The following is a 21,804-nucleotide window of genomic DNA, read 5'->3' on the forward strand; positions in this document are numbered from 1 at the left end:
CAGCCCTATGCGGATTTATCCCGGCACGGTTAGGCCGTAAGATGCCCCATTCCGTGTATGGAAGCTGATCCCCCATGGCACCACGAGTAAAGACCAGCGAACGCATTGTGCACACCAGCCTGGAGCTTTTTAATCAGCAGGGCGAGCGCAGTGTCAGCACCAACCACATCGCCGCCCATATGGAAATTTCGCCGGGCAACCTGTACTACCACTTCCCCAACAAGCAGGCGATCATCGCCGTGCTGTTCCGCGAATACGAAGCGCTGGTGGACAGTTTCCTGCGCCCGCCCCAGGGCCGCGCGATGCGTGTGGAAGATAAGCGCTTTTACCTGCAGGCCGTGCTGGCCGGCATGTGGCGCTACCGTTTCCTGCACCGCGACCTCGAACACCTGCTGGAAAGCGACCCCGAAATGGCCACCGGCTACCGGCGATTTTCCCAGCGCTGCCTGACCCAGGGCGGGGCCATCTATCAGGGGTTTGTCGATGCCGGCATCCTCAATATGGACCCGATCCAGACCGAAGCCCTGACCCTCAACGCCTGGATCATCCTCACCTCTTGGGTGCGCTTTTTGTGCACCACCAACGAAAACTCCACCCATTTGAGTGCCGAAGCGATCAAGCGCGGGGTGTATCAGGTGCTGGTGCTGGAGGCGGGGTTTGTCACGCCCCAGGCCAAAGAAGCGGTGGATGGGCTGTTCAAGGAGTTTTACGTGCCGTTGAATCAGGCGCTGGATGAAGTGAAATAGGACCTTTCCCGAATCTGTTTACAGGAGTCTGTCATGCCGCTTGCCCAACTGATCAGCCCCCAGCACCTGGCCGAGCGCCAAACGCGTGGCGCGTTGGTAATCCTCGATTGCCGTTTTGCCCTGGAAGACCCGGATTACGGGCGTTGCAGCTATGCCGAAGGGCATATCGAAGGCGCGCAATATGCTGACCTTGAACGCCATCTCAGCGGCCCGGTGACCAAAGGCGTGACCGGGCGTCACCCACTGCCGCAGGCGCAGACCCTCGCTGAACAACTGCGCGCGTGGGGCATCAGTGCCGATACCGAGGTGGTGCTGTATGACGACGGCCCTGGCGCCTTTGCCGCCCGCGCCTGGTGGTTGCTGGTGTGGCTGGGCAAGCGGGACGGCGTGTTTATCCTGGACGGTGGCTTGAAGGCCTGGCATGCCGCCGGCTTCCCCTTGAGCCTGGACGCGCCGGTGATCGAGCCGGGCGACTTTACCGGCACGCCCGATCATGGCCTGGTGCTGGATGCCGAGCATCTGCAAAAACGCCTGGGCCAGCCGGGCCTGACCCTGATTGATGCGCGGGCCCCGGCGCGGTTTCGTGGCGACGTTGAGCCCATCGACCCGATTGCCGGGCACATTCCCGGGGCGCAGTGCGCGGCATTCAACGAGAACCTGGGCAGTGATGGGCGGTTTCTGCCGGTCGAGCAGCTCAAGCAGCGGTTTGCCGCGCAGTTGCAGGGGCGGTCGCCCAAGGAACTGGTGGCGTATTGCGGTTCCGGCGTCACCGCCTGCCATAACCTGTTCGCCCTGGGTTTGGCGGGTTACCCGTTGGGCCAGTTATATGCGGGGTCGTGGAGTGAGTGGATCACGGATCCCGCGCGGGCCATTGCCACGGGCGACTGAGCGGCCTGGCCTGTAAACCCAAGCAATTGTGGGAGGGAGCAAGCCCCCTCCCACATTTTTATTGCTGTTGTGTCAGCAGCCATTGGGGGATGCGGCGTTCGAGGTAATAGGTCGGGCGCTTGAGCGAACCGTCCACGAAGCCCACATGCCCGCCCTTGGCCAGCAATTCGAACTCGGTGCAATCCGATAACTCGCTGGCCTCGGGCAGGCTATGGGCAAACACGAACGGATCGTCCGCCGCCTGGATAATCAGGGTCGGCGTTCGGATACCGCCCAGGTAATAGCGACTCGACGCCTTGCGGTAGTAATCCTCGGCGCTGATGAAACCATGCAGCGGCGCAGTCACCCGTCCATCGAAGTCCCAGAACGTGCGCATCTTTTCCAGGGAACCCAGGGCTTCCAGGGTTTTCAGGCCGTCCGTGCGGCCATCCTGCGTGAAGCGGCTTTGCTTGACGCGGATATACGCCAGCATTTCGCGCATGAAGTGCTTCTGATAGACCCGCGAAAAACCCAGGCCGATGCGGTCGGCGCACTGGTCCAGGCGAAACGGCACCGACACCGCCGCGGCGCCTTGCAACCCTGACGCCGCGCCGGTTTCCCCCAGATGCTTGAGCAGCACATTGCCGCCCAGCGAATAGCCCACCGCGTACAGCGGCGCCAACGGCCGCTTGGCCTGCAGATGGGCAATCGCTGCCGCCAGATCCTCGCTGGCCCCGGAGTGATAGCTGCGCGCCAACAGGTTCGGCTCGCCGGAACAGCCGCGCCAGTTCAGCGCGGCACTGGCCCAGCCCTGGGCGGCGAGGACCTTTTGCAGGCCGGCGACGTAGGGCGAGTTGGACGAACCGGTGAGCCCGTGCAATACCAGCACCAGCGGTGCCTTGGCGTCGTGAGGTCCGTGCCAGTCAATATCGAGAAAATCACCGTCGTCCAGCCACAGGCGTTCGCGTCGGCGTTCGAGGTGCGTAGTGGGGCGCCACAGCGGTCCCCACAAGGTTTGCAGGTGGGGGTTGCCGAGGCCGAAAGCGGGTTTGAACAGGTCGGTGGAGGGAGTCATTGCACTCTCTTTGGCGTACAAGCCTGTTGTGGCGAGCAGGCTTACTGTGGCGAGCGGGCTTGCCCCGCGTTGGGCTGCGAAGCAGCCCCAAAACCTGCAACAGTGTTTTGACAGAATAACCGCGGTGTTAGTGACTGGGGCTGCTGCGCAGCCCAAGGCGGGGCAAGCCCGCTCGCCACAACAGCCCGCTCGTCAGGGCAAGCCCACCAGCCACAAAAAGTAGCCGCCGGCTCAGACCGCGCTATCGACCAACCGATGCCACAGCGCGTAATACACCCGGCCGGACTTCTGCTCCCGGTGCAGGCGCCAACTGCCCGGCAGGCCGAGGGTGGACGGTGCGGTTTCGCTCTCGGTGTAGATCCACGCATCCGGCGCCAGCCATTGGCGATCTTCGAGCAGCGTGCACACCGTCGGCAGCAGGTTCTGGTTGAACGGCGGGTCGAGGAACACCACGTCGTATGCGCTGGCCACCTGGGTTTCCAGGTAGCGCAGCGCATCGGCGGTCTGCACCTGGCCGTTGGTGCAGCGCAGGGTGCCCAGGTGTTCCTTGAGGCTGGAGACCGCCACGTTGCTCGCGTCCAGCGCCTGGGCCTGGGACGCGCCACGGGACAGCGCCTCCAGAAACAGCGCGCCGCTGCCGGCAAACGGGTCCAGCACCCTGGCGCCCGCGATGTACGGCGCAAGCCAGTTGAACAGGGTTTCACGCACGCGGTCAGGCGTCGGGCGCAGGCCCACGACGTCGGGGAAGCTCAGCTTGCGGCTGCCCCATTCACCGCCAATGATGCGCAGTTGGCCTACACCGTTATGCACGTTGTGGACAGGCTTTTTCGGGCGAGATGAACTGGCCATTAGTGCTCCGGAACCCCGAGCGGCTGCTCGGCGGGTTTATCAGTGGGGGGCGGTAGTGGCTTTTGCGCAATCGTCGGGCCGGCGGTCACGATGACCATCTTGTCGGCGCTCAAGTGTTTGTTCATGGCCGCCTTGACCTGCTCTACGGTCAGGGCCTGGGATTGTTTCATGAAATCTTCCAGATAGCTCAGCGGCAGGTTGTAGAAACCCATAGCGCCCAGCTGGCCGACGATATCGAGGTTGCTCGCGGTGGACAGCGGGAAGCTGCCGGCCAGTTGGCGCTTGGCGTCATCGAGCTCCTTTTGCGTCGGGCCGGTCTTGAGGTAATCAGCCAGCACTTGCTCGACCAGGCGCAGGGTGCCGCCGCTCATTTCGGCGCGGGTCTGCAGGTTGATCATGAACGGACCGCGCACCTGCATCGGCGAGAAGCCCGAGTACACGCCGTAAGTGAGGCCGCGTTTCTCGCGTACTTCGCTCATCAGGCGAGTGCCAAAGCCACCGCCCCCGAGGATCTGGTTGCCCAGAGACAAGGCCGCGTAGTCCGGGTCGGCCCGGTCGATGCCCAATTGGGCGAACAGCAGGTGCGTCTGCTTGGACGGAAACTCGATATGGCTCAGGCCCGCCTTCGGTTCGGTCGGCTGGGCGATCTTCGCCAGCGCCGGGCCCTTGGGCAGCGAGGCAGACACCTTGGCGGTCATGGCCTCGGCTTCGGCACGGGTCATGTCGCCCACCACTGCAATCACTGCGTTGCCCGCCGCATAGGCCTTGGCATGGAACGCCTGCAATTGCGCCTGGCTGATCTTTGGCACGCTGTCGGCGTTGCCTTCGCTCGGATGCGCGTAAGGGTGGTCACCATACAGTCGCTTGAACAGCTCAAGACTCGCCAGTTTGGCGGGATTCTGCTTCTCGTATTCGAAGCCGGCGAGGATCTGGTTCTTGATCCGCGCCAGGGAATCGGCGGGGAAGGTCGGCTTGCCGATCACGTCGTCGAACAGCGCCAGCGCTGCATCGCGCTTGTCGCTGGCGCTCAGGCTGCGCAGGGACACCAGCGCCATGTCGCGGTAGGTGCCATTGCCAAAGCCGGCGCCCAGGCCTTCAAAACCGCTGGCGATCTGGCTGACGTCCTTGCCCGGCACGCCTTCGTTGAGCATGGCGTTGGTCATCAGCGCCAGGCCCGGCACGTCGCCGTCCTGGCTGCTGCCGGCGGCGAACAGGATGCGCATGTCGAACATCGGCAGCTCATGGGCTTCGACGAACAGCACCTTGGCGCCTTCGGCGGTGGTCCAGCTTTGCACGTCAAGCTTGCGGTTGGTCGGCGCCTTGCCGTCCAGCTCGGCCAGCGACTGCAGCTTGTTGGCGGACTGGGCTTTTTCCAGCGCTGGGCTGGCCACCGATTCACTCGGGCGCAGGAAGTACACGGCAGTGGCCGCCATCAGGGTGACGGCGATCAGGCCGGGCAGGATCAGGCTTTTGCGATCACTCATGAGCGGTCTCCTCAGGCAAAACATGGGCGACGCTCAGACGTCCGCGGGTGAAATAGGTACGTGCAGCCTTCTGGATATCTTCCGGGGTCACGCTTTGCAGGTCGGCAAGCTCAGTGTCCATGAGCTGCCAGGACAGGCCCACGGTTTCCAGGGAACCAATGGCCGTGGCCTGGCTGGTGATGGAGTCACGCTGGTACACCAGGCCGGCGATGACCTGGGCGCGAATTCGCTCCAGCTCTTCGGCGGTCGGTGGCTTGGCTTTCAAGTCTTCCAGCAGCCGCCACAGGCCGGCTTCGGCTTGGGCAATGGTCTTTTTCTTCTGCTGGTTGGGCGTGGCCGACAGGATGAACAGGGTGTCGCCACGGCTGTAGGCGTCGTAGCGGGTGGAGGCGGCGGACACCAGCTCTTCACCACGCTCCAGTTGTTCCGAGATACGCGCGCTGTAGCCGCCGTCGAGCAGGGCCGAGATCAGGCGCAGGGCTTGCACGGAGCGCTTGTCTTCGGCAGTGGCAAGGCCAGGCACGTTAAAACCGAGGATCACGCTCGGCAGTTGGGTCTGCACGCGCAGGGTCAGCAGGCGCTCGCCGGGTTCAGCCAGCTCCAGCGGGATTTTGGCAGGTGGTACGTCACGCTTGGGGATCGGGCCGAAGTAGCGCTGGGCCAGGGTCTTCACCTCGTCCGGGGTCACGTCGCCGACCACCACCAGGGTGGCGTTGTTGGGCACGTACCAGGATTGGTACCAGTGGCGCAGCTCCTCGACCTTCATGCGGTCCAGGTCGGCCATCCAGCCGATGGTCGGCGTGTGGTAGCCGCTGGCCGGAAAAGCCATGGCCTTGAAGCGCTCGAAGGCCTTGGACATGGGGTTGTCGTCGGTGCGCAGGCGGCGTTCCTCCTTGATGACCTCGATCTCGCGGCTGAACTCGTCGGCCGGCAGGCGCAGGCTGGCCATGCGGTCGGCCTCCAGCTCGAAGGCGACGCCCAGGCGGTCGCGGGCCAGCACCTGGTAATACGCGGTGTAGTCATCGCTGGTGAACGCATTTTCTTCAGCGCCCAGGTCGCGCAGGATCAGCGAAGCTTCGCCCGGGCCCACTTTGGCACTGCCTTTGAACATCATGTGTTCCAGGGCGTGGGACAAACCGGTCTGCCCCGGGGTTTCGTAGCTCGAGCCAACCTTGTACCAGACCTGGGAAACCACCACCGGCGCGCGATGGTCTTCGCGCACGACCACTTTGAGGCCATTGTCGAGGGTGAATTCATGGGTGGGTTGTGGATCGGCAGCCAAAGCTGAAAGAGGCAGACAAACTGTACCGAACAGCAGGCCTGCGGCGCGGCGGGCTAGAGCATTCATTCGTTTTTAAACCTGTTGGGCTACCCGCTTGGTCTTAGCGTCGGCGGGCGAGGAGGTGCTAGGATACTGGTCGGATTTGCGGACGGCCACTGCGGCGGTACCGTTAAGGCCCTATTTAGGCCTTACAAAATGTTGCGCATGAACGAGCTGGCTGAAAAACAGTCTGTTACGCATCGAATTTTATTTACCGACGTGCCCCCTGGCGCATCGCTACCTTGAGATAGCCGTCTCCATGTTTGGTTCCAACGACGACAAGAAGACCCCAGCTGCGGCTGGCGAGAAGAAAGGCCTGTTCGGCTGGCTGCGTAAGAAACCGCAGGATACCGTCGAACCGCAGCCGCAGGTTCACGCTGAACCGATCCCCGAACCTATAGTAGAAGCCGAGCCGGTTGCCCAGACGCCGGCGCCGGTGGTGTTGCCTATCGTTGAGCCGGTGTTGCAGCCGGTGGCCGAGGTGGCGCCGGAACCCGAGCCGGAACCCGAACCCGAGCCGTGGCCCGAACTGCCCGTGGCCGAAGAGCCCGTGGCGCTGGTTGAAGACGTGCTTGCTGAGCACGTTGCGCCGCCGATTCCCGTGGTGGCTGAACCGGTACCTGAGCCCGCGCCCGTCTTCGACGCCGCCGTGCCTGCAGTCATCGCGCCGGAACCCGTTGCCGTCGAAGCCGGCAAGACCGGCTTTTTCGCCCGCCTCAAGCAAGGCCTGAGCAAGACCAGCGCCAGCATCGGCGAAGGCATGGCCAGCCTGTTCCTGGGTCGCAAGACCATCGATGACGAACTGCTGGAAGACATCGAAACCCGTCTGCTCACCGCCGACGTGGGCGTTGAAGCCACAGCGGTAATCATCCAGAGCCTGACCCAGAAGGTCGCGCGCAAGCAACTTACCGACGCCGACGCGCTGTACAAGTCCTTGCAGGCCGAACTGGCCGCGATGCTCAAGCCCGTGGAAGCGCCGCTGGTGATCACCCCGAACAAACCGTTCGTGATTCTCGTGGTGGGCGTCAACGGCGCCGGCAAGACCACCACCATCGGCAAGCTGGCCAAAAAGCTGCAGCTCGAAGGCAAGAAAGTCATGCTGGCCGCTGGCGACACCTTCCGTGCCGCTGCGGTGGAGCAGTTGCAGGTGTGGGGCGAGCGCAACAAGATCCCGGTGATTGCCCAGCACACCGGCGCCGATTCCGCCTCGGTGATTTTCGACGCTGTGCAGGCCGCCAAGGCGCGCAATATCGACGTGTTGATCGCCGACACCGCCGGTCGCCTGCACACCAAAGACAACCTGATGGAAGAGCTGAAGAAGGTGCGCCGCGTGATCGCCAAGCTGGATGCCGACGCCCCCCATGAAGTGCTGCTGGTGCTCGACGCCGGGACCGGTCAGAACGCCATCAGCCAGGCCAAGCAATTCAATCAGACGGTGCAACTGACCGGCCTGGCCCTGACCAAGCTCGACGGCACGGCCAAGGGCGGTGTGATTTTTGCCCTGGCCAAGCAGTTCGGGTTGCCGATTCGTTATATCGGCGTCGGTGAGGGCATCGACGACCTGCGCACCTTTGAAGCCGAACCCTTTGTACAGGCACTGTTTGCCGAGCGGGAGCGTTCATGATTCGATTCGAGCAAGTCGGTAAACGCTATGCCAACGGGCATGTGGGCTTGCATGAGCTGAGCTTTCGGGTGCGGCGCGGCGAGTTTCTTTTCGTCACCGGTCACTCCGGTGCCGGTAAAAGTACGTTATTGCGTCTGCTGCTGGCCATGGAGCGCCCGACCACCGGCAAACTGCTGCTGGCCGGCCAGGACCTGGCCACCATCAGCAATGCGCAGATCCCGTTTCTGCGCCGCCAGATCGGCGTAGTGTTCCAGAATCACCAGTTGCTGTTCGATCGCACGGTGTTCAACAACGTTGCCCTGCCATTGCAGATTCTTGGGCTGTCCAAGGCCGAGATCATCAAACGCGTGGATTCGGCCCTGGAGCGCGTGGCGCTGTCGGACAAGACCGACCTGTACCCCGGCGATCTCTCCACCGGTCAGCAACAGCGCGTCGGCATCGCCCGCGCCATCGTGCACCGTCCGGCCCTGCTGCTGGCGGACGAACCTACCGGTAACCTCGACCCGCGCCTGGCGGCCGAGATCATGGGCGTGTTCGAAGACATCAACCGCCTGGGCACCAGCGTGCTGATCGCCAGCCACGACCTGGCGCTGATCGCGCGCATGCGCCACCGCATGCTTACGTTGCAGCGCGGTCGCCTGATTGGTGATGGGGAGGCAGGCGTATGAGTGCTACACGCAGTCCAAAAGTATCCGAACGCGTGGCGCCGAAACCGGCCGATCCGCAACCGAGCAAGAAAAAACGCGACGACGATGACGGCCCGGACTTCAGCACCCTGCTGCACGCCTGGATCGAAAGCCATCGCGCCAGCCTGCTCGACAGCTTGCGCCGGCTGGGCAAGCAGCCGGTTGGCAGCTTTTTTACCTGCCTGGTGATGGCCGTGGCCCTCAGCCTGCCGATGGGCTTGTCGCTGCTGCTCAATAACGTGGAGCGCCTGGGCGGTTCGTGGCAGCGTGCGGCGCAGATTTCGCTGTACCTGAATCTGGATGCCAGCACCCAGCAGGGTGAAGCGTTGCGCGATGAAATCAAGAATATGCCGGGCGTAGCGGATGCCGAGTACGTCAGCCGCGACCAGGCCCTTGAAGAATTCCAGCAGCAGTCCGGCCTGGGCGAGGCGCTCAAGGAGCTGCCGCAGAACCCGCTGCCGGGCGTGGTGCTGGTGACGCCCGATGAAGTCGACAAGCCGACCCTGGAGGCCCTGCGCCAGAAACTGGCGCAGATGCCCAAAGTGCAACAGGCGCAACTTGATCTGGTCTGGGTAGAGCGGCTGGCCGCGATCCTCAAGCTGGGTGACCGCTTTGTGTTCGGGTTGACGGTGTTGTTGGTGTCTGCATTACTTTTGGTGATAGGCAATACCATTCGTCTTCATATTGAAAACCGTCGCACCGAGATAGAAGTGATTAAACTGGTCGGCGGCACAGACAGCTATGTGCGTCGTCCTTTTCTGTACATGGGCGCGCTTTATGGCCTGGGTGCCGGGTTTTTGTCCTGGGGCGTGCTGGCTTTTGGCCTGGACTGGCTGAACGACGCGGTAACAGGGCTTGCCGGCTTGTACGGCAGTGATTTTGCCCTGGCCGGGGTGCCGGTGGCCGATGGTCTCTCGCTCTTGCTTGGCGCGGTATTGTTGGGTTATATCGGTGCCTGGATTGCCGTGGCGCGGCATTTACGTGAGCTGGCGCCCAAGTAGTTAATGCCGGATTAATGTGGTTTCGTTTCTATTGACCGTATCAGCGGTTTAGGGAACTTGTCCTACGGTTCCCCGGTCAATTTTCGCAGTGCTGAACTGCACGAGTTATGTGAGTCGGAGGTTTTTTCGTATGACCACTTCTTTGCAACCTGCGTATGCCCTGGTTCCCGGTGGAAACCTGGAAGCCTATGTGCACACGGTCAACAGCATTCCATTGCTGACGCCCGAGCAGGAGCGTGAACTGGCCGAGAGTCTCTACTATGAGCAGGATTTGGGGGCGGCTCGGCAGATGGTGCTCGCCCACCTGCGTTTTGTCGTACATATCGCCCGTAGCTATAGCGGCTACGGGCTGGCCCAGGCTGACCTGATTCAGGAAGGCAATGTGGGCCTGATGAAGGCGGTCAAGCGTTTCAACCCCGAAATGGGTGTGCGCCTGGTGTCGTTTGCCGTGCACTGGATCAAGGCGGAAATCCACGAGTTCATCCTGCGCAACTGGCGCATCGTGAAAGTCGCGACCACCAAGGCCCAGCGCAAGCTGTTCTTCAACCTGCGCAGCCAGAAAAAGCGCCTGGCGTGGCTGAACAACGAGGAAGTCCACCGCGTGGCTGAAAGCCTTGGTGTGGAGCCCCGTGAAGTGCGCGAGATGGAAAGCCGCCTGACGGGCCATGACATGGCCTTCGACCCGGCCGCGGAAGCGGACGACGACAGCGCTTTTCAATCGCCGGCCAACTACCTGGAAGACCACCGGTACGACCCGGCGCGTCAACTGGAAGACGCCGACTGGAGCGACAACGCCAATCACAACCTGCACGAAGCGCTGGAAGTGCTGGACGACCGCAGCCGTGACATCCTCTACCAGCGCTGGCTGGCGGAAGAAAAAGCCACGCTGCACGACCTGGCGCAGAAGTACAACGTGTCGGCCGAGCGGATTCGTCAGCTTGAGAAAAGCGCGATGAACAAGCTGAAGCTGTCGATCGCCGCTTAAATAGGTGGGAGGGGGCTTGCTCCCGGTTGCAGTGGGTCAGCTACAGATAAGCTGACTGATCCACCGCTATCGGGAGCAAGCCCCCTCTCACATTGGTTCAGGTGTTGTGTCAGTCGGACCAGGGTGCCTTGCGGGAGTTGTTCAGCTCAAGCAGGTAGCTATCGCCACCGAGTTGATTCATCTGCTGACGAATCCACGCCGCCCGCCGCGCCACATACGCCGTTGGATGGCTGGCGCTCCACACCCGTGGGTTGGGCAACACCGCCGCCAGATAGCTGGCCTGCTGCCGCGAAAGCCCCTTGGCTCTCACCCCAAAATGATGCCGCGCCGCCGCCTCTGCGCCAAACACGCCGTCATCCCATTCCACGCTGTTGAGGTACACCTCAAGAATCCGTTGCTTGGGCCACAGCACCTCGATCAGGCCGGTAAACCAGGCCTCCAGGCCCTTGCGCAGATAACTGCGGCCAGACCACAGAAACAGGTTCTTCGACACCTGCTGGCTCAGCGTGCTGGCACCGCGAATCGACCCACCGCGCTCGTTGTGCACGATGGCCGCCTGGATCGCGCCGAAATCGAACCCCCAATGCTGCGGGAAGCGCTGGTCTTCACCGGCCATCACCGCCAGCTTGAGGTCGTCGGAAATGTCATCCCACGGCACCCAGCTGCGTTGCAGGTCAATGGATTCGCCGTCGAACCACGACTCGACCTTGCGCTCCACCATCAGCGCCGTAAACGGCGGCGGCACGACGCGCAGCAGCAGCACCAGCAAAACGCTGCCGATGGCAAACCATTTCACGACTTTGAGAAAACGACTGAAGAGGACACGCAGCATAGAGATGGCTTGGCCGAACCCGTTGAGCGGGCCATTATACAGACCCTGCCCGATGCGTCTGATTGGAGTTCCACATGCTGCGTAGCTTTCTGATGTTGGCTGCCTTTTTCGGCTTTACCGGCGTGGCCCTGGGAGCTTTTGCCGCCCATGGCCTGAAAAACCGCCTGAGCGCCGAGTACCTGGCGATTTTCCAGACCGGCGTGACCTACCAGCTGGTGCACGCCCTGGCGCTGTTCGGCGTGGCGCTGCTGGCCGCGCATATCCCCGGCCGCATGGTGACCTGGGCGGGCATCGCGTTTGTGGTCGGCATCCTGCTGTTTTCCGGCAGCCTGTACGCACTGACCCTGACCGGCATCAGCAAGCTCGGCATCATCACCCCGTTCGGCGGGCTGGCATTCCTGCTTGGCTGGTTCTTCCTCGGTCTGGCGGCGTGGCGCTTGCAGGCGATCTGACCGAGGGGCTTGGGCCGGCAACGCCAATCAAGCTAGAATGCTGGCCCCTAAAAACGATGGCGGCCCCTGGCATGCGCATTCAGTTGAACGGCGACCCCTTTGAACTGCCCGACGGCGCCTCCGTCGAGGCCCTGCTGACCCGCCTGGAACTGACCGGGCGCCGTGTCGCAGTGGAGCTCAATCAGGATATCGTCCCGCGCAGTCAGCACGCCGCCACTGCGCTCGCCGACGGTGACCAGGTCGAAGTGGTCCACGCCATCGGCGGCGGCTAGTCGCCACCTCGCATTCTGCAGAACCTCACCCCATCACGAGGATTTCCCATGAGCATCGTTCGTAGCGACAAGCCCTTCGTCCTGGCCGGTCGTACCTACCAGTCCCGCCTGCTGGTCGGCACCGGCAAATACCGCGACATGGAAGAAACCCGCCTGGCCATCGAAGCCTCGGGCGCCGAAATCGTGACTGTTGCCGTGCGCCGCACCAATATCGGCCAGAACCCGGGCGAACCGAACCTGCTGGATATCCTGCCGCCGGATCGCTACACCATCCTGCCCAACACCGCCGGTTGCTACGACGCAATCGAAGCCGTGCGCACCTGCCGCCTGGCCCGCGAGCTGCTGGACGGCCACAACCTGGTGAAGCTGGAAGTGCTGGCCGACCAGAAAACCCTGTTTCCCAACGTGATCGAAACCCTCAAGGCCGCCGAGACCCTGGTCAAGGAAGGCTTCGACGTGATGGTCTACACCAGCGACGACCCGATCATCGCCCGCCAACTCGCCGAAATCGGCTGCATCGCCGTGATGCCGCTGGCCGGCCTGATCGGCACGGGCCTGGGGATCTGCAATCCGTACAACCTGCAGATCATCCTCGAAGAAGCGAACATTCCGGTGCTGGTGGATGCCGGCGTGGGCACCGCCTCCGACGCCACCATCGCCATGGAGCTGGGCTGCGAAGCGGTGCTGATGAACTCGGCCATCGCCAATGCCCAGCAACCGATCATGATGGCCGAAGCCATGAAACACGCCATCGTCGCGGGCCGTCTGGCTTACCTCGCCGGGCGCATGCCGAAAAAACTCTACGCCAGCGCCTCTTCGCCGCTGGATGGTCTGATCAAGTAAGAGCCATTGATGACTGAATCAAACGAAACGCCGAACACCGTGGACGCTGCCGACGACTCCAAACACCGCCGCATCAAGAGCTTCGTGATGCGCGCCGGCCGCATGACCGAAGGCCAGCAGAAGGGCCTGGAGCAGGGCACGCCTTTGTTCGTGCTGCCCTTGGCCGACGCGCCGGTGGACTACGACCAGGTGTTCGGCCGCTCGGCCCCGCGTTCCCTGGAAATCGGTTTCGGCATGGGTCACTCCCTGCTGGAAATGGCCGCCGCCGCGCCGGAGCAGGACTTCATCGGTGTGGAAGTGCATCGCCCAGGTGTCGGCGCGCTGCTCAATGGCGTGCTCACCCAGGGCCTGACCAACCTGCGAGTCTATGACTGCGACGCGATTGAAGTGCTCAACCGCTGCATCGCCGACAACAGCCTCGACCGCCTGATGCTGTTTTTCCCCGACCCATGGCACAAAGCCCGTCACCACAAGCGCCGCATCGTCCAGGCTTCCTTCGCGGAACTGGTGCGCAGCAAGCTGAAAGTCGGCGGCATCCTGCACATGGCCACCGACTGGGAGCCCTATGCCGAATACATGCTGGAAGTGATGAACGTCGCGCCGGGCTATCGCAACCTCGCTGAAGACGGCAAATGCGTACCCCGCCCGGCCGAGCGGCCGATCACCAAGTTCGAACGTCGCGGCGAGCGGTTGGGGCATGGAGTGTGGGATTTGAAGTTCGAAAAGCTGGCTTGACCCGCCGGCCCTGACTTGAAATGCAATCCAATGTGGGAGGGGGCTTGATCCCGATAGCAGAGTGTCAGTCGACATTGAAGTGACTGATGTACCGCTATCGGGAACAAGCCCCCTCCCGCTTGTATCTTTGTGCTGAGTTGGAGGTCAGCGACGGTCCGCCACAACCCCAATCAACACCAGCACCACCACCAGCACCGGCGCCAGGCTGTAGTTATTGAACTGGCCCAGCCCGCGCACAATCCACGGCGTGGCGTAGATCAGTGCGGCGCCGCTGCCGATCAGGCACAGCAACGCCATCAAGGGCACGCGCAAGGCGCCGGCGATGCTGCCCAGGCGGCCTTCCACCCAGCCTTTGATGTCGGCGCCGAACAGCACCAGCAAGCAGCCCACAAGGGCCAGTGAGATTTCCGACAGGTTGCTGCGGCTCCAGCGGGATGCGGTGGCGAGCAGGTCGAGTACCAGATCCATTCGATTTCCTTAAGAAGCGTCAGCTCAGAAATTTCTGCAGCAGGTCATTGAGAAAGAGTTGCCCGCGGTCGGTCGCCGCCAGGCGTGACGGTTCGACCTGCATTAAGCCACTTTGTTCTGCGTCGCGGCGCGCCGCGTCGAGGCTGGCCAGGTCGAGGCCGGTGCGTTCGGCGTAGAGCCGGGCGTCGACACCTTCGGTGAGGCGCAGGGCGTTCATCAGGAACTCGAACGGCAGCTCGTCGTTAGTCAGCTCTTTCGCCCCGGCCTGGAAGCTTTTGGCCGGGTTGAGGTAGTCCTTCGGCGCGCGGGTTTTCCAGGTGCGCACGATGCGCCCGTCCGGGTGGCTGAGCTTGCCGTGGGCGCCGGCACCGATGCCGATAAAGTCGCCAAAGCTCCAGTAATTGAGGTTATGCCGCGCCGGGCGGCCCGGTTGGGCATAGGCCGACACTTCATATTGCGCATAACCGTGCTCGGCGAGCAGCGCCTGACCGGCTTCCTGGATATCCCACAGCGTGTCGTCTTCCGGCAACGCGGGCGGCTGGTTCCAGAACACGGTGTTGGGTTCCAGGGTCAACTGGTACCAGGACAGGTGCGTCGGCTTCAGCGCAATGGCCTGGCGCAGGTCGCTCAACGCATCGTCCAGGGACTGGTCCGGCAGGCCGTGCATCAGGTCCAGGTTGAAGTTGTCGAACCCGGCCTGGCGCGCCATACCCGCCGCGCGGACCGCTTCGTCGCCATTATGGATGCGGCCCAGGGCCTCGAGTTTTTGCTGCTGGAAGCTCTGGATGCCGATGGACAGGCGATTGATCCCCAGTTTGCGGTACGCCACGAACTTCTCTTGCTCGAACGTGCCGGGGTTGGCTTCCAGGGTGATCTCGATATCGCTGGCAAACGGGATGCGCGCCTGCACGCCTTCGAGCAGGCGTCCCAGCGCCGCCGCGCTGAACAGGCTGGGCGTGCCGCCGCCGAAGAAGATCGAACTCAGTTCCCGGCCGTAAACGGCGTGCAGGTCCTGGTCGAGGTCGGCCAGCAGCGCGTCCACGTACTCCTCTTCCGGTAGCACGGCGCTCGCGGTGTGGGAGTTGAAATCGCAATACGGGCATTTGCGCACGCACCACGGAATGTGGATGTACAGCGCCAGGGGCGGTAGCACCGGCAAGGCCGCCCGGGGTGTTTGCGCGCCGCCGTGGATCAGCGGCTGCGCAGAGGTGTTCTGCGTCATTTCAAGCCCAGGCGCTGACGCAGCAACACCATGGCGCGGGCGCGATGGCTGATCTGGTTCTTGTCGGCCGGGCTCAGCTCGGCGCTGGAGACATTGCGCTCCGGCACCCAGAACAGCGGGTCATAACCAAAACCATGCTCACCGCTGGCGGCGTGCAGGATACGCCCGTGCCACAGGCCTTCACACAGAATCGGCAACGGGTCATCGGCATGGCGCACCAGCGCCAGCACGCAGACGAACTGCGCGCCACGCATCGCGTCCGGCACGTCCTTGAGGGCGTCCAGCAGCTTGGCGTTGTTGGCCGCGTCGCCCTTGCCGTCGGCATAGCGCGCCGAGTAGATGCCCGGCGCGCCGCCGAGGAAATCCACCGCCAGCCCCGAATCATCCGCCAGCGCCGGCAGGCCCGAGAGGCGTGCCGCGTTGCGTGCCTTGAGGATGGCATTCTCGACGAATGACAGGCCGGTCTCTTCCGGCTCGACCTGGCTGAATTCGCCAACCGAGCGCAGTTGCACGGATTCACCGAGCATGGCCTGGAGTTCTTTGAGTTTGCCGGCGTTATGGCTGGCCAGTACGAGTTGGGTGAGGTTCATCATTCGGCCGGGAAAAGTTCTTGGACAAAGTTGAAACTGTGGGCCTTGCCGCCGGTTTCAACGTTGATCGTGAAAGTCTTGTATTCCTGTTGCGGCACCGAGTAGGGCGCGAGGTAGTTGGTCGCGCCCTTTTCGGTGATCTGCTTGAACGTCAGCACTTCGCTCTTGCCGCTCAAGTCCTTGAGGGTGCCCGTCACCTGCGCCGTCACCGGGGTCACGCCCTTGAACACCGACACGTTGATCAAACCCTTGTTCTTGCTGCGTACCACACCCACGGCCTGGGCGGTTTCAGGTTGCAGGAAGCTGGAGGTGAAGGTGTTGTAACGCACGGTGATATCGCCGAATTCCTTGGTGCGGTTGGGATCGATAACGTCGGCGGCCATGGCGCTGGCGCCCAGGCATGCGGTCAATAGAAAAACAGCCAGGCGACTCATGAGCGTTCCTCTTGAAAATGATTAGACGGCAATCTTGTGGTCGGTCAGGCCAGGACTGCTGACCCGGTAGATACCAATTTCGCCCAGCAGGTTGGGCCATAGCTTGCTCGCCCAGCCGTGGCGGTGCTGTTGATCGACGGCAAGGCGGTTGATCACCTTGGCTTCACGCTCGCCGCACAGGGCTTCGAAGTCTTCGAAGGTGCAGAAGTGGATGTTCGGCGTGTTGTACCAGGTGTAGGGCAGGAAATCCGAGACCGGCATGCGGCCCTTGGTGGCCAGGTACCAGCGGCAGCGCCAGTGGCCGAAGTTGGGGAAGGTGATGATGCACTGGCGACCGACCCGCAGCATTTCGTCGAGGATGCGGTCCGGGTAGTGCACCGCTTGCAGGGCCTGGGTCATCACCACGATGTCGAAGCTGTTGCTGGCAAAGTTGCCCAGGCCCTTGTCCAGGTCCTGCTCGATCACGTTGATGCCCTTGGCCACGCACTGGGCGATGTTGTCCGGGTCGTTTTCCAGGCCGTAGCCGGTGACTTGCTTGTGGTCGCGCAGCCAGCTCAGCAGTTCGCCATCGCCGCAGCCCAGGTCGAGCACGCGGCTGCCGGCGGGGATCCAGTCTTGGATGATGTCCAGGTCGGCTCTCATGGCGTTCTCACAAAATGATGCGGTTCATGTAATTGCTGAAGGCCTGCAAGTAACGCGGGATCGGGATCAGGAAGGCGTCATGGCCTTGCGGTGCGTCGATCTCCAGGTAGCAGACATTCTTTTTGGCGGCCATCAAGGCGTCCACCAGCTCGCGTGAGCGTGCCGGCGAGAAGCGCCAGTCGGTGGTGAACGACATCACGCAGAAGCTGGCGGTGACGTGCTCGAAGGTTTTCGCCAGGTCATCGTCATGGTTGGCCGCCGGGTCGAAGTAGTCCAGGGCCTTGGTCATCAGCAGGTAGGTGTTGGCGTCAAAGCGTCCGGAGAACTCCTCGCCCTGATAACGCAGGTAGCTTTCCACCTGGAACTCGACGCTGTGGAAGTCGTAGTTGAGCTTTTCGCTCTTGAGACCCCGGCCGAATTTCTCGCCCATGGAGTCATCGGACAGGTAAGTGATGTGCCCGACCATACGCGCCAGCATCAGGCCGCGCTTGGGAATCACGCCGGCTTCCTGGAACGAACCACCGTGGAATTCGGGGTCGGTGAGGATCGCCTGGCGTGCCACTTCGTTGAAGGCGATGTTCTGCGCCGACAGCTTTGGCGCCGAGGCGATAGCCAGGCAGTGGCGCACGCGATCCGGGTAAGTGATGGTCCATTGCAGGGCCTGCATGCCGCCCAGGCTGCCGCCGATGACCGCTGCCCACTGCTTGATGCCGAGCAGGTCGGCCAGGCGCGCCTGGCTGTGCACCCAGTCTTCCACGGTGAGCACCGGAAAGTCGGCGCCGAACGGCTTGCCGGTTTCCGGGTTGAGGCTGCTCGGGCCGGTGGATCCGTTGCAGCCGCCGAGGTTGTTGAGGCTCACCACGAAGAACTTATGGGTATCGATGGGCTTGCCGGGGCCGATGCAGCTGTCCCACCAGCCCGGCTTGCGCTCGTCGGCGCTGTGGAAGCCGGCGGCGTGGTGATGGCCGGACAGGGCGTGGCAGATCAGCACGGCGTTGCTCGCCGTGGCATTCAGCTGGCCGTAGGTTTCATAGATCAGGTCATAGGCCGGCAGCGACCGGCCGCAGGCAAGGGCCAGCGGTTCGCTGAAGTGCGCCACTTGGGGCACGACCAGTCCAACAGAATCGGGGGGGAAGGCAGCTGACATCGACCCTGCTCTCGTTTAAATGAGGCGTAAGTCTAAAGAGCGGGGGGGCCAGCGGCAAGCAAAGGCCTGCGCCAGTCCACAGATACAAATGTGGGAGGGGGCTTGCTCCCGATTGCGGTGGGTCAGTCAGCATGTATTTGACTGATGCATCGCAATCGGGAGCAAGCCCCCTCCCACATTTTTTACCGCATTGTCAGATCAGACCGAACAGCTCTTTTGGCATGAACGCATAGAACGCCAGGCGCGGAATCACCCAGCTTTGCAGCAGCTGGATGGCGATAAACGCAAAGATCGGCGAAATATCCAGGCCGCCCAGGTTGGGAATCAGGCGACGGAACGGCGCGAGCACCGGCTCGGTGATCTGGTACACCAACTCCGCGCCCGGGCTGCGGCTACCCGGTGCAACCCACGAGAGGATCACGCTGATGATCATCGACCAGAAAATGATCTTCAAAAACAGCGAGAACACCCCGATCAGCGCCCACGGCAACAGCAGCGGTGTAAAGGCCTGATAGCCACTGAGCATCAGGATCACCACGAACAGCAGCATTTGCAGCAGCAGCGCAAGCACCAGCGACGACATGTCCAGGCCGAACAGGCTCGGGATCACCCGGCGCAGTGGCTTGAGCAGCGGCTGCGTGGCCTTGACCACGAACTGGCACAGCGGGTTGTAGAAGTTCGCCCGCACCAGTTGCAGGATAAAGCGCATCAGCACGATCAGCAGGTACAGGCTGCCCAGGGTCTGGATGATGAAGATGGCAGCGTCATTGATTCCGAGCATGTTTGATTACCTTGGTAAGGGACGACTATTTGCCCAGTTGCTCGGCCATCTCGGCCGAACGATGTGCCGCAGCACTCAGTGCTGTTTCAACCAGGGCTTCAAAGCCCCCGGCCTGGAACGATTCGATGGCCGCTTGCGTGGTGCCGCCCGGCGAGGTCACGCGACGGCGCAGTTCGGCGGCGTCCACCTCGCTGGCGACAGCCATTTTTGCCGCGCCCAGCGCTGTTTGCTCGGCCAGCTGTTCTGCCACGTCATGGGGCAGGCCCAGTTTGACGCCGGCGGCGGTCATGGCTTCGATCAGCAGGAAAAAGTACGCCGGGCCGCTGCCGGACACGGCGGTGACCGCATCCAGTTGCTGCTCTTGCGCAAGCCATACGGCGATGCCCACGGCAGACAGCAACGCCTGGGCCTGGTCGCGCTGTGTGGCGCTGACTTCGGCGGTGGCGTACAGGCCGCTCACGCCCTGGCGCAGCAGCGACGGGGTATTGGGCATGCAACGCACGATCGGCTGGGCGCCGAGCCAGTGGTGCATGCTGGCACAGGTGATACCGGCGGCAATCGATACCACAAGCTGATGCGGCTGCAGGCTTGGCCGCAGGCTTTCGCACACCGCCTTCATGGCCTGTGGCTTGACCGCCAGCACGATGACATCGACGCCTTGGATGGCCTCGGCATTGTCGGCGAAGGTCTCGATACCGTGCTCGGCGCTGACGCGCGCGCGGGTCTCTTCGCCCGGGTCGCTGGCGCGGATCTGCGCGGCGTCCAGGCCCTTGGCCCGCAGGCCGCCGATCAGGCTGGCCGCCATGTTACCGGCACCGATAAAGGCAATACGCGTGTCTTTCATGACAGGTCCTTAGCTAAATGAACGTCAGCCATGTAACGGCTGGCCGTAGTCGCGGGCGCCAAACAGCGCGGTACCGACCCGCACCCAGGTGGCGCCCTGGGCGATGGCCGACGCGAGGTCGTGGCTCATGCCCATGGAAAGTGTGTCCAGCGCCAGATTCAGGCTGGCTTGCAACTCGCGCACGCTGGCGAACGCGGCGTCCTGTGCGGCGCGATCTTCAGTCGGCTCAGGGATCGCCATCAGGCCTCGCAGCGTCAGGTGCGGCAGGGCGCTGATGGCGTTCGCCAGGGCCGGCAGGTCGGCGGGCGTGCAGCCGGACTTGCTGGCTTCGCCACTGACGTTGACCTGGATGCAGATATTGAGCGGCGGCAGGTCGGCCGGGCGTTGTTCGGACAGGCGTTGTGCGATTTTCAGGCGGTCCACGGAATGCACCCAGGCGAAGTTTTCGGCGATCGCGCGCGTCTTGTTCGATTGAATGGGGCCGATGAAGTGCCAACTCAAGGGCAGGTCGGACAATTGCGCCTGTTTGCCCAGCGCTTCCTGCAGGTAGTTCTCGCCGAAGTCGCGCACCCCGGCGGCATAGGCCTCGCGCACGGCCTCGGCGGGTTTGGTCTTGCTCACGGCCAGCAGGTGGATGCTGCTCGGGTCACGTTGCACGGCCTCGGCGGCGGCGCGGATGCGCTGGCTAACCTGGCCGATGTTGTCTGCTATCGTCGACATTCAAGATGCACCCGTGGATATGGAGTCCGCGGCATTCTACTGGAAATGGAAAGCCCTATGGATATCACTCAATTGCTGGCGGCCAGCGTGCGCCGTGGCGCCTCCGACCTGCATCTGTCGGCGGGTCTGGTGCCGATGTTGCGTATTGATGGCGAGGTATGGCCATTGGATTGGCCGGTGCTTTCACCACCGCAAGTAGCGGACTTGTTGAGCCCTTTGCTCAATCAACACCAGCAAAAGGATTTCGAAACATCTCTTGAAACGGATTTTGCGTTCGAGCTGCCGGGCGTGGCGCGGTTCCGGGTAAACGTATTCCAGCAGTCGCGTGGCGTGGGGGCGGTGTTTCGCACCATTCCCTGCGAGGTCCGGAGCCTGCAAAGTTTGGGGCTGGGCGAAGTCTTCCAGCGCATCGCCCGCTTGCCGCGCGGCCTGGTGCTGGTGACCGGGCCCACAGGCTCGGGCAAGTCCACCACGCTGGCGGCGATGATCGATGACCTCAATCGGCATCGGCGCCAGCACATCCTTACGCTGGAGGACCCCATCGAGTTTATCCACCGGCCGAACATGGCCTTGATCAGCCAGCGCCAGATGCACCGCGATACCCACAGCTTCTCGACGGCCCTGCGCTCGGCGCTGCGCGAAGACCCGGACGTGATCCTGATCGGCGAACTGCGCGACCTTGAAACCATTCGCCTGGCGTTGACGGCGGCGGAGACCGGGCACCTGGTGTTCGGCACCCTGCACACCACCTCGGCGGCCAAGAGCGTGAACCGGCTGGTGGATGTGTTCCCGGCGGGGGAAAAGGCCATGGTGCGCTCGATGCTGGCGGAATCGCTGCAGGCAGTGGTGTCACAGGTGCTGGTCAGGAAACCCGGCGGTGGGCGCGTGGCGGCCCATGAAATCATGCTGTGCACGCCGGCCATTCGTAATCTGATCCGCGAGGACAAGGTGGCGCAGATGGTTTCGGCGATTCAGACCGGCGGGGCGGTGGGGATGAAGACGCTGGACATGAGCCTGAAGGCGCTGGTGAGCGAGGGGCTGATCAGCCGGGAGGACGCACGCGAGAAGGCAACGGTGCCTGGGGATATATAGGTCTCAAGGACAATGAAACCCAAATGTGGGAGGGGGCTTGCCCCCGATAGCGGTGTACCAGTCAGCTCATCTTTAGCTGACCCACTGCCATC

General features: G+C 62.9%; 25 protein-coding genes. 11 read left to right on the top strand and 14 right to left on the bottom strand.

Going from position 1 to position 21,804, the window contains the following annotated elements; translation table 11 throughout:
- Nucleotides 1-74 precede the first annotated feature (74 nt).
- Both ACXX81_RS24300 and ACXX81_RS24305 read left to right on the top strand, forming a co-directional pair.
- Entirely contained in the window at nt 75-746 is a 672-nt protein-coding gene (locus ACXX81_RS24300; protein ID WP_209985970.1) for a TetR/AcrR family transcriptional regulator, read from the top strand.
- A 33-nt stretch (nt 747-779) separates the two neighbouring features.
- Complete coding sequence (locus ACXX81_RS24305) at nt 780-1,634, top strand: sulfurtransferase (protein WP_209985968.1); 855 nt, start codon at nt 780-782, stop codon at nt 1,632-1,634.
- A gap of 58 nt (nt 1,635-1,692) precedes the next feature.
- On the opposite strand, the gene ACXX81_RS24310 is transcribed toward ACXX81_RS24305, so the two are convergent.
- The 4 genes from ACXX81_RS24310 to ACXX81_RS24325 all read right to left on the bottom strand — a co-directional run bounded on the left by ACXX81_RS24310 (nt 1,693) and on the right by ACXX81_RS24325 (nt 6,369).
- On the bottom strand, nt 1,693-2,688 hold the full coding sequence (locus ACXX81_RS24310) for a hydrolase (RefSeq protein WP_458572534.1): 996 nt from the start codon (nt 2,686-2,688) through the stop codon (nt 1,693-1,695).
- A 231-nt stretch (nt 2,689-2,919) separates the two neighbouring features.
- Nucleotides 2,920-3,537: a 16S rRNA (guanine(966)-N(2))-methyltransferase RsmD gene (rsmD, locus tag ACXX81_RS24315; protein WP_322212116.1), complete on the bottom strand. Its 618-nt coding sequence runs from the start codon at nt 3,535-3,537 to the stop codon at nt 2,920-2,922.
- Nucleotides 3,537-5,021: a M16 family metallopeptidase gene (locus ACXX81_RS24320; protein ID WP_458572535.1), complete on the bottom strand. Its 1,485-nt coding sequence runs from the start codon at nt 5,019-5,021 to the stop codon at nt 3,537-3,539. The genes rsmD and ACXX81_RS24320 overlap by 1 nt, the downstream gene beginning before the upstream one ends.
- Nucleotides 5,014-6,369: a M16 family metallopeptidase gene (locus ACXX81_RS24325; protein WP_209985953.1), complete on the bottom strand. Its 1,356-nt coding sequence runs from the start codon at nt 6,367-6,369 to the stop codon at nt 5,014-5,016. The genes ACXX81_RS24320 and ACXX81_RS24325 overlap by 8 nt, the downstream gene beginning before the upstream one ends.
- A 232-nt stretch (nt 6,370-6,601) precedes the next feature.
- On the opposite strand from ACXX81_RS24325, the gene ftsY reads away from it, so the two are divergent.
- From ftsY to rpoH, 4 genes are all read left to right on the top strand, one after another.
- Nucleotides 6,602-7,966 carry a signal recognition particle-docking protein FtsY gene (ftsY, locus tag ACXX81_RS24330; protein ID WP_458572536.1) on the top strand — a complete coding sequence of 455 codons (1,365 nt, stop codon included), beginning with the start codon at nt 6,602-6,604 and terminating at the stop codon, nt 7,964-7,966.
- A complete protein-coding gene (gene ftsE / locus ACXX81_RS24335) occupies nt 7,963-8,634 on the top strand; it encodes a cell division ATP-binding protein FtsE (protein ID WP_003176700.1) in 672 nt (223 codons plus the stop codon). The genes ftsY and ftsE overlap by 4 nt, the downstream gene beginning before the upstream one ends.
- Nucleotides 8,631-9,653, top strand: a complete 1,023-nt coding sequence (gene ftsX, locus ACXX81_RS24340; protein ID WP_209985947.1) for a permease-like cell division protein FtsX — start codon at nt 8,631-8,633, stop codon at nt 9,651-9,653. The genes ftsE and ftsX overlap by 4 nt, the downstream gene beginning before the upstream one ends.
- 130 nt (nt 9,654-9,783) lie before the next feature.
- On the top strand, nt 9,784-10,638 hold the full coding sequence (rpoH, locus tag ACXX81_RS24345) for an RNA polymerase sigma factor RpoH (RefSeq protein ID WP_003234621.1): 855 nt from the start codon (nt 9,784-9,786) through the stop codon (nt 10,636-10,638).
- A 109-nt stretch (nt 10,639-10,747) separates the two neighbouring features.
- Here the strand turns inward: rpoH and mtgA are convergent, their stop codons facing one another.
- On the bottom strand, nt 10,748-11,470 hold the full coding sequence (gene mtgA / locus ACXX81_RS24350; protein WP_458572537.1) for a monofunctional biosynthetic peptidoglycan transglycosylase: 723 nt from the start codon (nt 11,468-11,470) through the stop codon (nt 10,748-10,750).
- A gap of 74 nt (nt 11,471-11,544) precedes the next feature.
- On the opposite strand from mtgA, the gene ACXX81_RS24355 reads away from it, so the two are divergent.
- From ACXX81_RS24355 to trmB, 4 genes are all read left to right on the top strand, one after another.
- Nucleotides 11,545-11,922: a DUF423 domain-containing protein gene (locus ACXX81_RS24355; protein WP_209985941.1), complete on the top strand. Its 378-nt coding sequence runs from the start codon at nt 11,545-11,547 to the stop codon at nt 11,920-11,922.
- Between the two features lie 71 nt (nt 11,923-11,993).
- Nucleotides 11,994-12,194: a sulfur carrier protein ThiS gene (thiS, locus tag ACXX81_RS24360; RefSeq protein WP_057006510.1), complete on the top strand. Its 201-nt coding sequence runs from the start codon at nt 11,994-11,996 to the stop codon at nt 12,192-12,194.
- Nucleotides 12,195-12,242: 48 nt separating this feature from the next.
- On the top strand, nt 12,243-13,037 hold the full coding sequence (locus ACXX81_RS24365) for a thiazole synthase (protein WP_209985938.1): 795 nt from the start codon (nt 12,243-12,245) through the stop codon (nt 13,035-13,037).
- A 9-nt stretch (nt 13,038-13,046) separates the two neighbouring features.
- On the top strand, nt 13,047-13,772 hold the full coding sequence (gene trmB / locus ACXX81_RS24370) for a tRNA (guanosine(46)-N7)-methyltransferase TrmB (protein WP_209985936.1): 726 nt from the start codon (nt 13,047-13,049) through the stop codon (nt 13,770-13,772).
- 144 nt (nt 13,773-13,916) lie between these two features.
- On the opposite strand, the gene ACXX81_RS24375 is transcribed toward trmB, so the two are convergent.
- The 9 genes from ACXX81_RS24375 to ACXX81_RS24415 form a co-directional block, all read right to left on the bottom strand.
- Nucleotides 13,917-14,240, bottom strand: coding sequence for a DUF3392 domain-containing protein (locus ACXX81_RS24375; RefSeq protein ID WP_057006512.1), 324 nt, complete (start codon nt 14,238-14,240; stop codon nt 13,917-13,919).
- A gap of 19 nt (nt 14,241-14,259) precedes the next feature.
- Complete coding sequence (gene hemW / locus ACXX81_RS24380) at nt 14,260-15,462, bottom strand: radical SAM family heme chaperone HemW (RefSeq protein ID WP_458572538.1); 1,203 nt, start codon at nt 15,460-15,462, stop codon at nt 14,260-14,262.
- Nucleotides 15,459-16,055, bottom strand: a complete 597-nt coding sequence (rdgB, locus tag ACXX81_RS24385; RefSeq protein ID WP_209985933.1) for an RdgB/HAM1 family non-canonical purine NTP pyrophosphatase — start codon at nt 16,053-16,055, stop codon at nt 15,459-15,461. Before rdgB ends, hemW begins: the two co-directional genes overlap by 4 nt.
- On the bottom strand, nt 16,052-16,486 hold the full coding sequence (locus tag ACXX81_RS24390) for a DUF4426 domain-containing protein (protein ID WP_209985931.1): 435 nt from the start codon (nt 16,484-16,486) through the stop codon (nt 16,052-16,054). Before ACXX81_RS24390 ends, rdgB begins: the two co-directional genes overlap by 4 nt.
- Before the next feature lie 21 nt (nt 16,487-16,507).
- On the bottom strand, nt 16,508-17,128 hold the full coding sequence (metW, locus tag ACXX81_RS24395; RefSeq protein WP_003234603.1) for a methionine biosynthesis protein MetW: 621 nt from the start codon (nt 17,126-17,128) through the stop codon (nt 16,508-16,510).
- A 7-nt stretch (nt 17,129-17,135) separates the two neighbouring features.
- Nucleotides 17,136-18,275 (bottom strand): homoserine O-succinyltransferase MetX, encoded by a 1,140-nt coding sequence (gene metX, locus ACXX81_RS24400; protein ID WP_322212113.1) that lies wholly within the window; start codon nt 18,273-18,275, stop codon nt 17,136-17,138.
- Between the two features lie 193 nt (nt 18,276-18,468).
- On the bottom strand, nt 18,469-19,056 hold the full coding sequence (locus ACXX81_RS24405; RefSeq protein WP_057006518.1) for a YggT family protein: 588 nt from the start codon (nt 19,054-19,056) through the stop codon (nt 18,469-18,471).
- A gap of 25 nt (nt 19,057-19,081) precedes the next feature.
- Nucleotides 19,082-19,900 carry a pyrroline-5-carboxylate reductase gene (gene proC / locus ACXX81_RS24410; protein WP_231422733.1) on the bottom strand — a complete coding sequence of 273 codons (819 nt, stop codon included), beginning with the start codon at nt 19,898-19,900 and terminating at the stop codon, nt 19,082-19,084.
- A 24-nt stretch (nt 19,901-19,924) separates the two neighbouring features.
- A complete protein-coding gene (locus ACXX81_RS24415; protein ID WP_458572539.1) occupies nt 19,925-20,620 on the bottom strand; it encodes a YggS family pyridoxal phosphate-dependent enzyme in 696 nt (231 codons plus the stop codon).
- A 57-nt stretch (nt 20,621-20,677) separates the two neighbouring features.
- Between ACXX81_RS24415 and ACXX81_RS24420 the strand changes: the two genes are divergently transcribed.
- Nucleotides 20,678-21,712, top strand: coding sequence for a type IV pilus twitching motility protein PilT (locus ACXX81_RS24420; protein WP_458572540.1), 1,035 nt, complete (start codon nt 20,678-20,680; stop codon nt 21,710-21,712).
- Nucleotides 21,713-21,804: the final 92 nt, after the last annotated feature.

Source organism: Pseudomonas sp. GNP013 (genome assembly GCF_054343995.1).

Bases quoted from the DNA above. Each gene is read 5' to 3' on its own strand.
- ACXX81_RS24420 (WP_458572540.1), top strand. From the start codon at position 20,678: ATGGATATCACTCAATTGCTGGCGGCCAGCGTGCGCCGTGGCGCCTCC.
- thiS (WP_057006510.1), top strand. From the start codon at position 11,994: ATGCGCATTCAGTTGAACGGCGACCCCTTTGAACTGCCCGACGGCGCC.
- trmB (WP_209985936.1), top strand. From the start codon at position 13,047: ATGACTGAATCAAACGAAACGCCGAACACCGTGGACGCTGCCGACGAC.
- ACXX81_RS24305 (WP_209985968.1), top strand. From the start codon at position 780: ATGCCGCTTGCCCAACTGATCAGCCCCCAGCACCTGGCCGAGCGCCAA.
- proC (WP_231422733.1), bottom strand. From the start codon at position 19,900: ATGAAAGACACGCGTATTGCCTTTATCGGTGCCGGTAACATGGCGGCC.
- ACXX81_RS24355 (WP_209985941.1), top strand. From the start codon at position 11,545: ATGCTGCGTAGCTTTCTGATGTTGGCTGCCTTTTTCGGCTTTACCGGC.
- rsmD (WP_322212116.1), bottom strand. From the start codon at position 3,537: ATGGCCAGTTCATCTCGCCCGAAAAAGCCTGTCCACAACGTGCATAAC.
- ACXX81_RS24300 (WP_209985970.1), top strand. From the start codon at position 75: ATGGCACCACGAGTAAAGACCAGCGAACGCATTGTGCACACCAGCCTG.
- metX (WP_322212113.1), bottom strand. From the start codon at position 18,275: ATGTCAGCTGCCTTCCCCCCCGATTCTGTTGGACTGGTCGTGCCCCAA.
- metW (WP_003234603.1), bottom strand. From the start codon at position 17,128: ATGAGAGCCGACCTGGACATCATCCAAGACTGGATCCCCGCCGGCAGC.
- ftsY (WP_458572536.1), top strand. From the start codon at position 6,602: ATGTTTGGTTCCAACGACGACAAGAAGACCCCAGCTGCGGCTGGCGAG.
- ACXX81_RS24320 (WP_458572535.1), bottom strand. From the start codon at position 5,021: ATGAGTGATCGCAAAAGCCTGATCCTGCCCGGCCTGATCGCCGTCACC.
- ACXX81_RS24415 (WP_458572539.1), bottom strand. From the start codon at position 20,620: ATGTCGACGATAGCAGACAACATCGGCCAGGTTAGCCAGCGCATCCGC.
- rpoH (WP_003234621.1), top strand. From the start codon at position 9,784: ATGACCACTTCTTTGCAACCTGCGTATGCCCTGGTTCCCGGTGGAAAC.
- ACXX81_RS24390 (WP_209985931.1), bottom strand. From the start codon at position 16,486: ATGAGTCGCCTGGCTGTTTTTCTATTGACCGCATGCCTGGGCGCCAGC.
- ACXX81_RS24325 (WP_209985953.1), bottom strand. From the start codon at position 6,369: ATGAATGCTCTAGCCCGCCGCGCCGCAGGCCTGCTGTTCGGTACAGTT.
- ftsX (WP_209985947.1), top strand. From the start codon at position 8,631: ATGAGTGCTACACGCAGTCCAAAAGTATCCGAACGCGTGGCGCCGAAA.
- ACXX81_RS24375 (WP_057006512.1), bottom strand. From the start codon at position 14,240: ATGGATCTGGTACTCGACCTGCTCGCCACCGCATCCCGCTGGAGCCGC.
- rdgB (WP_209985933.1), bottom strand. From the start codon at position 16,055: ATGATGAACCTCACCCAACTCGTACTGGCCAGCCATAACGCCGGCAAA.
- ACXX81_RS24405 (WP_057006518.1), bottom strand. From the start codon at position 19,056: ATGCTCGGAATCAATGACGCTGCCATCTTCATCATCCAGACCCTGGGC.
- hemW (WP_458572538.1), bottom strand. From the start codon at position 15,462: ATGACGCAGAACACCTCTGCGCAGCCGCTGATCCACGGCGGCGCGCAA.
- ACXX81_RS24365 (WP_209985938.1), top strand. From the start codon at position 12,243: ATGAGCATCGTTCGTAGCGACAAGCCCTTCGTCCTGGCCGGTCGTACC.
- mtgA (WP_458572537.1), bottom strand. From the start codon at position 11,470: ATGCTGCGTGTCCTCTTCAGTCGTTTTCTCAAAGTCGTGAAATGGTTT.
- ACXX81_RS24310 (WP_458572534.1), bottom strand. From the start codon at position 2,688: ATGACTCCCTCCACCGACCTGTTCAAACCCGCTTTCGGCCTCGGCAAC.
- ftsE (WP_003176700.1), top strand. From the start codon at position 7,963: ATGATTCGATTCGAGCAAGTCGGTAAACGCTATGCCAACGGGCATGTG.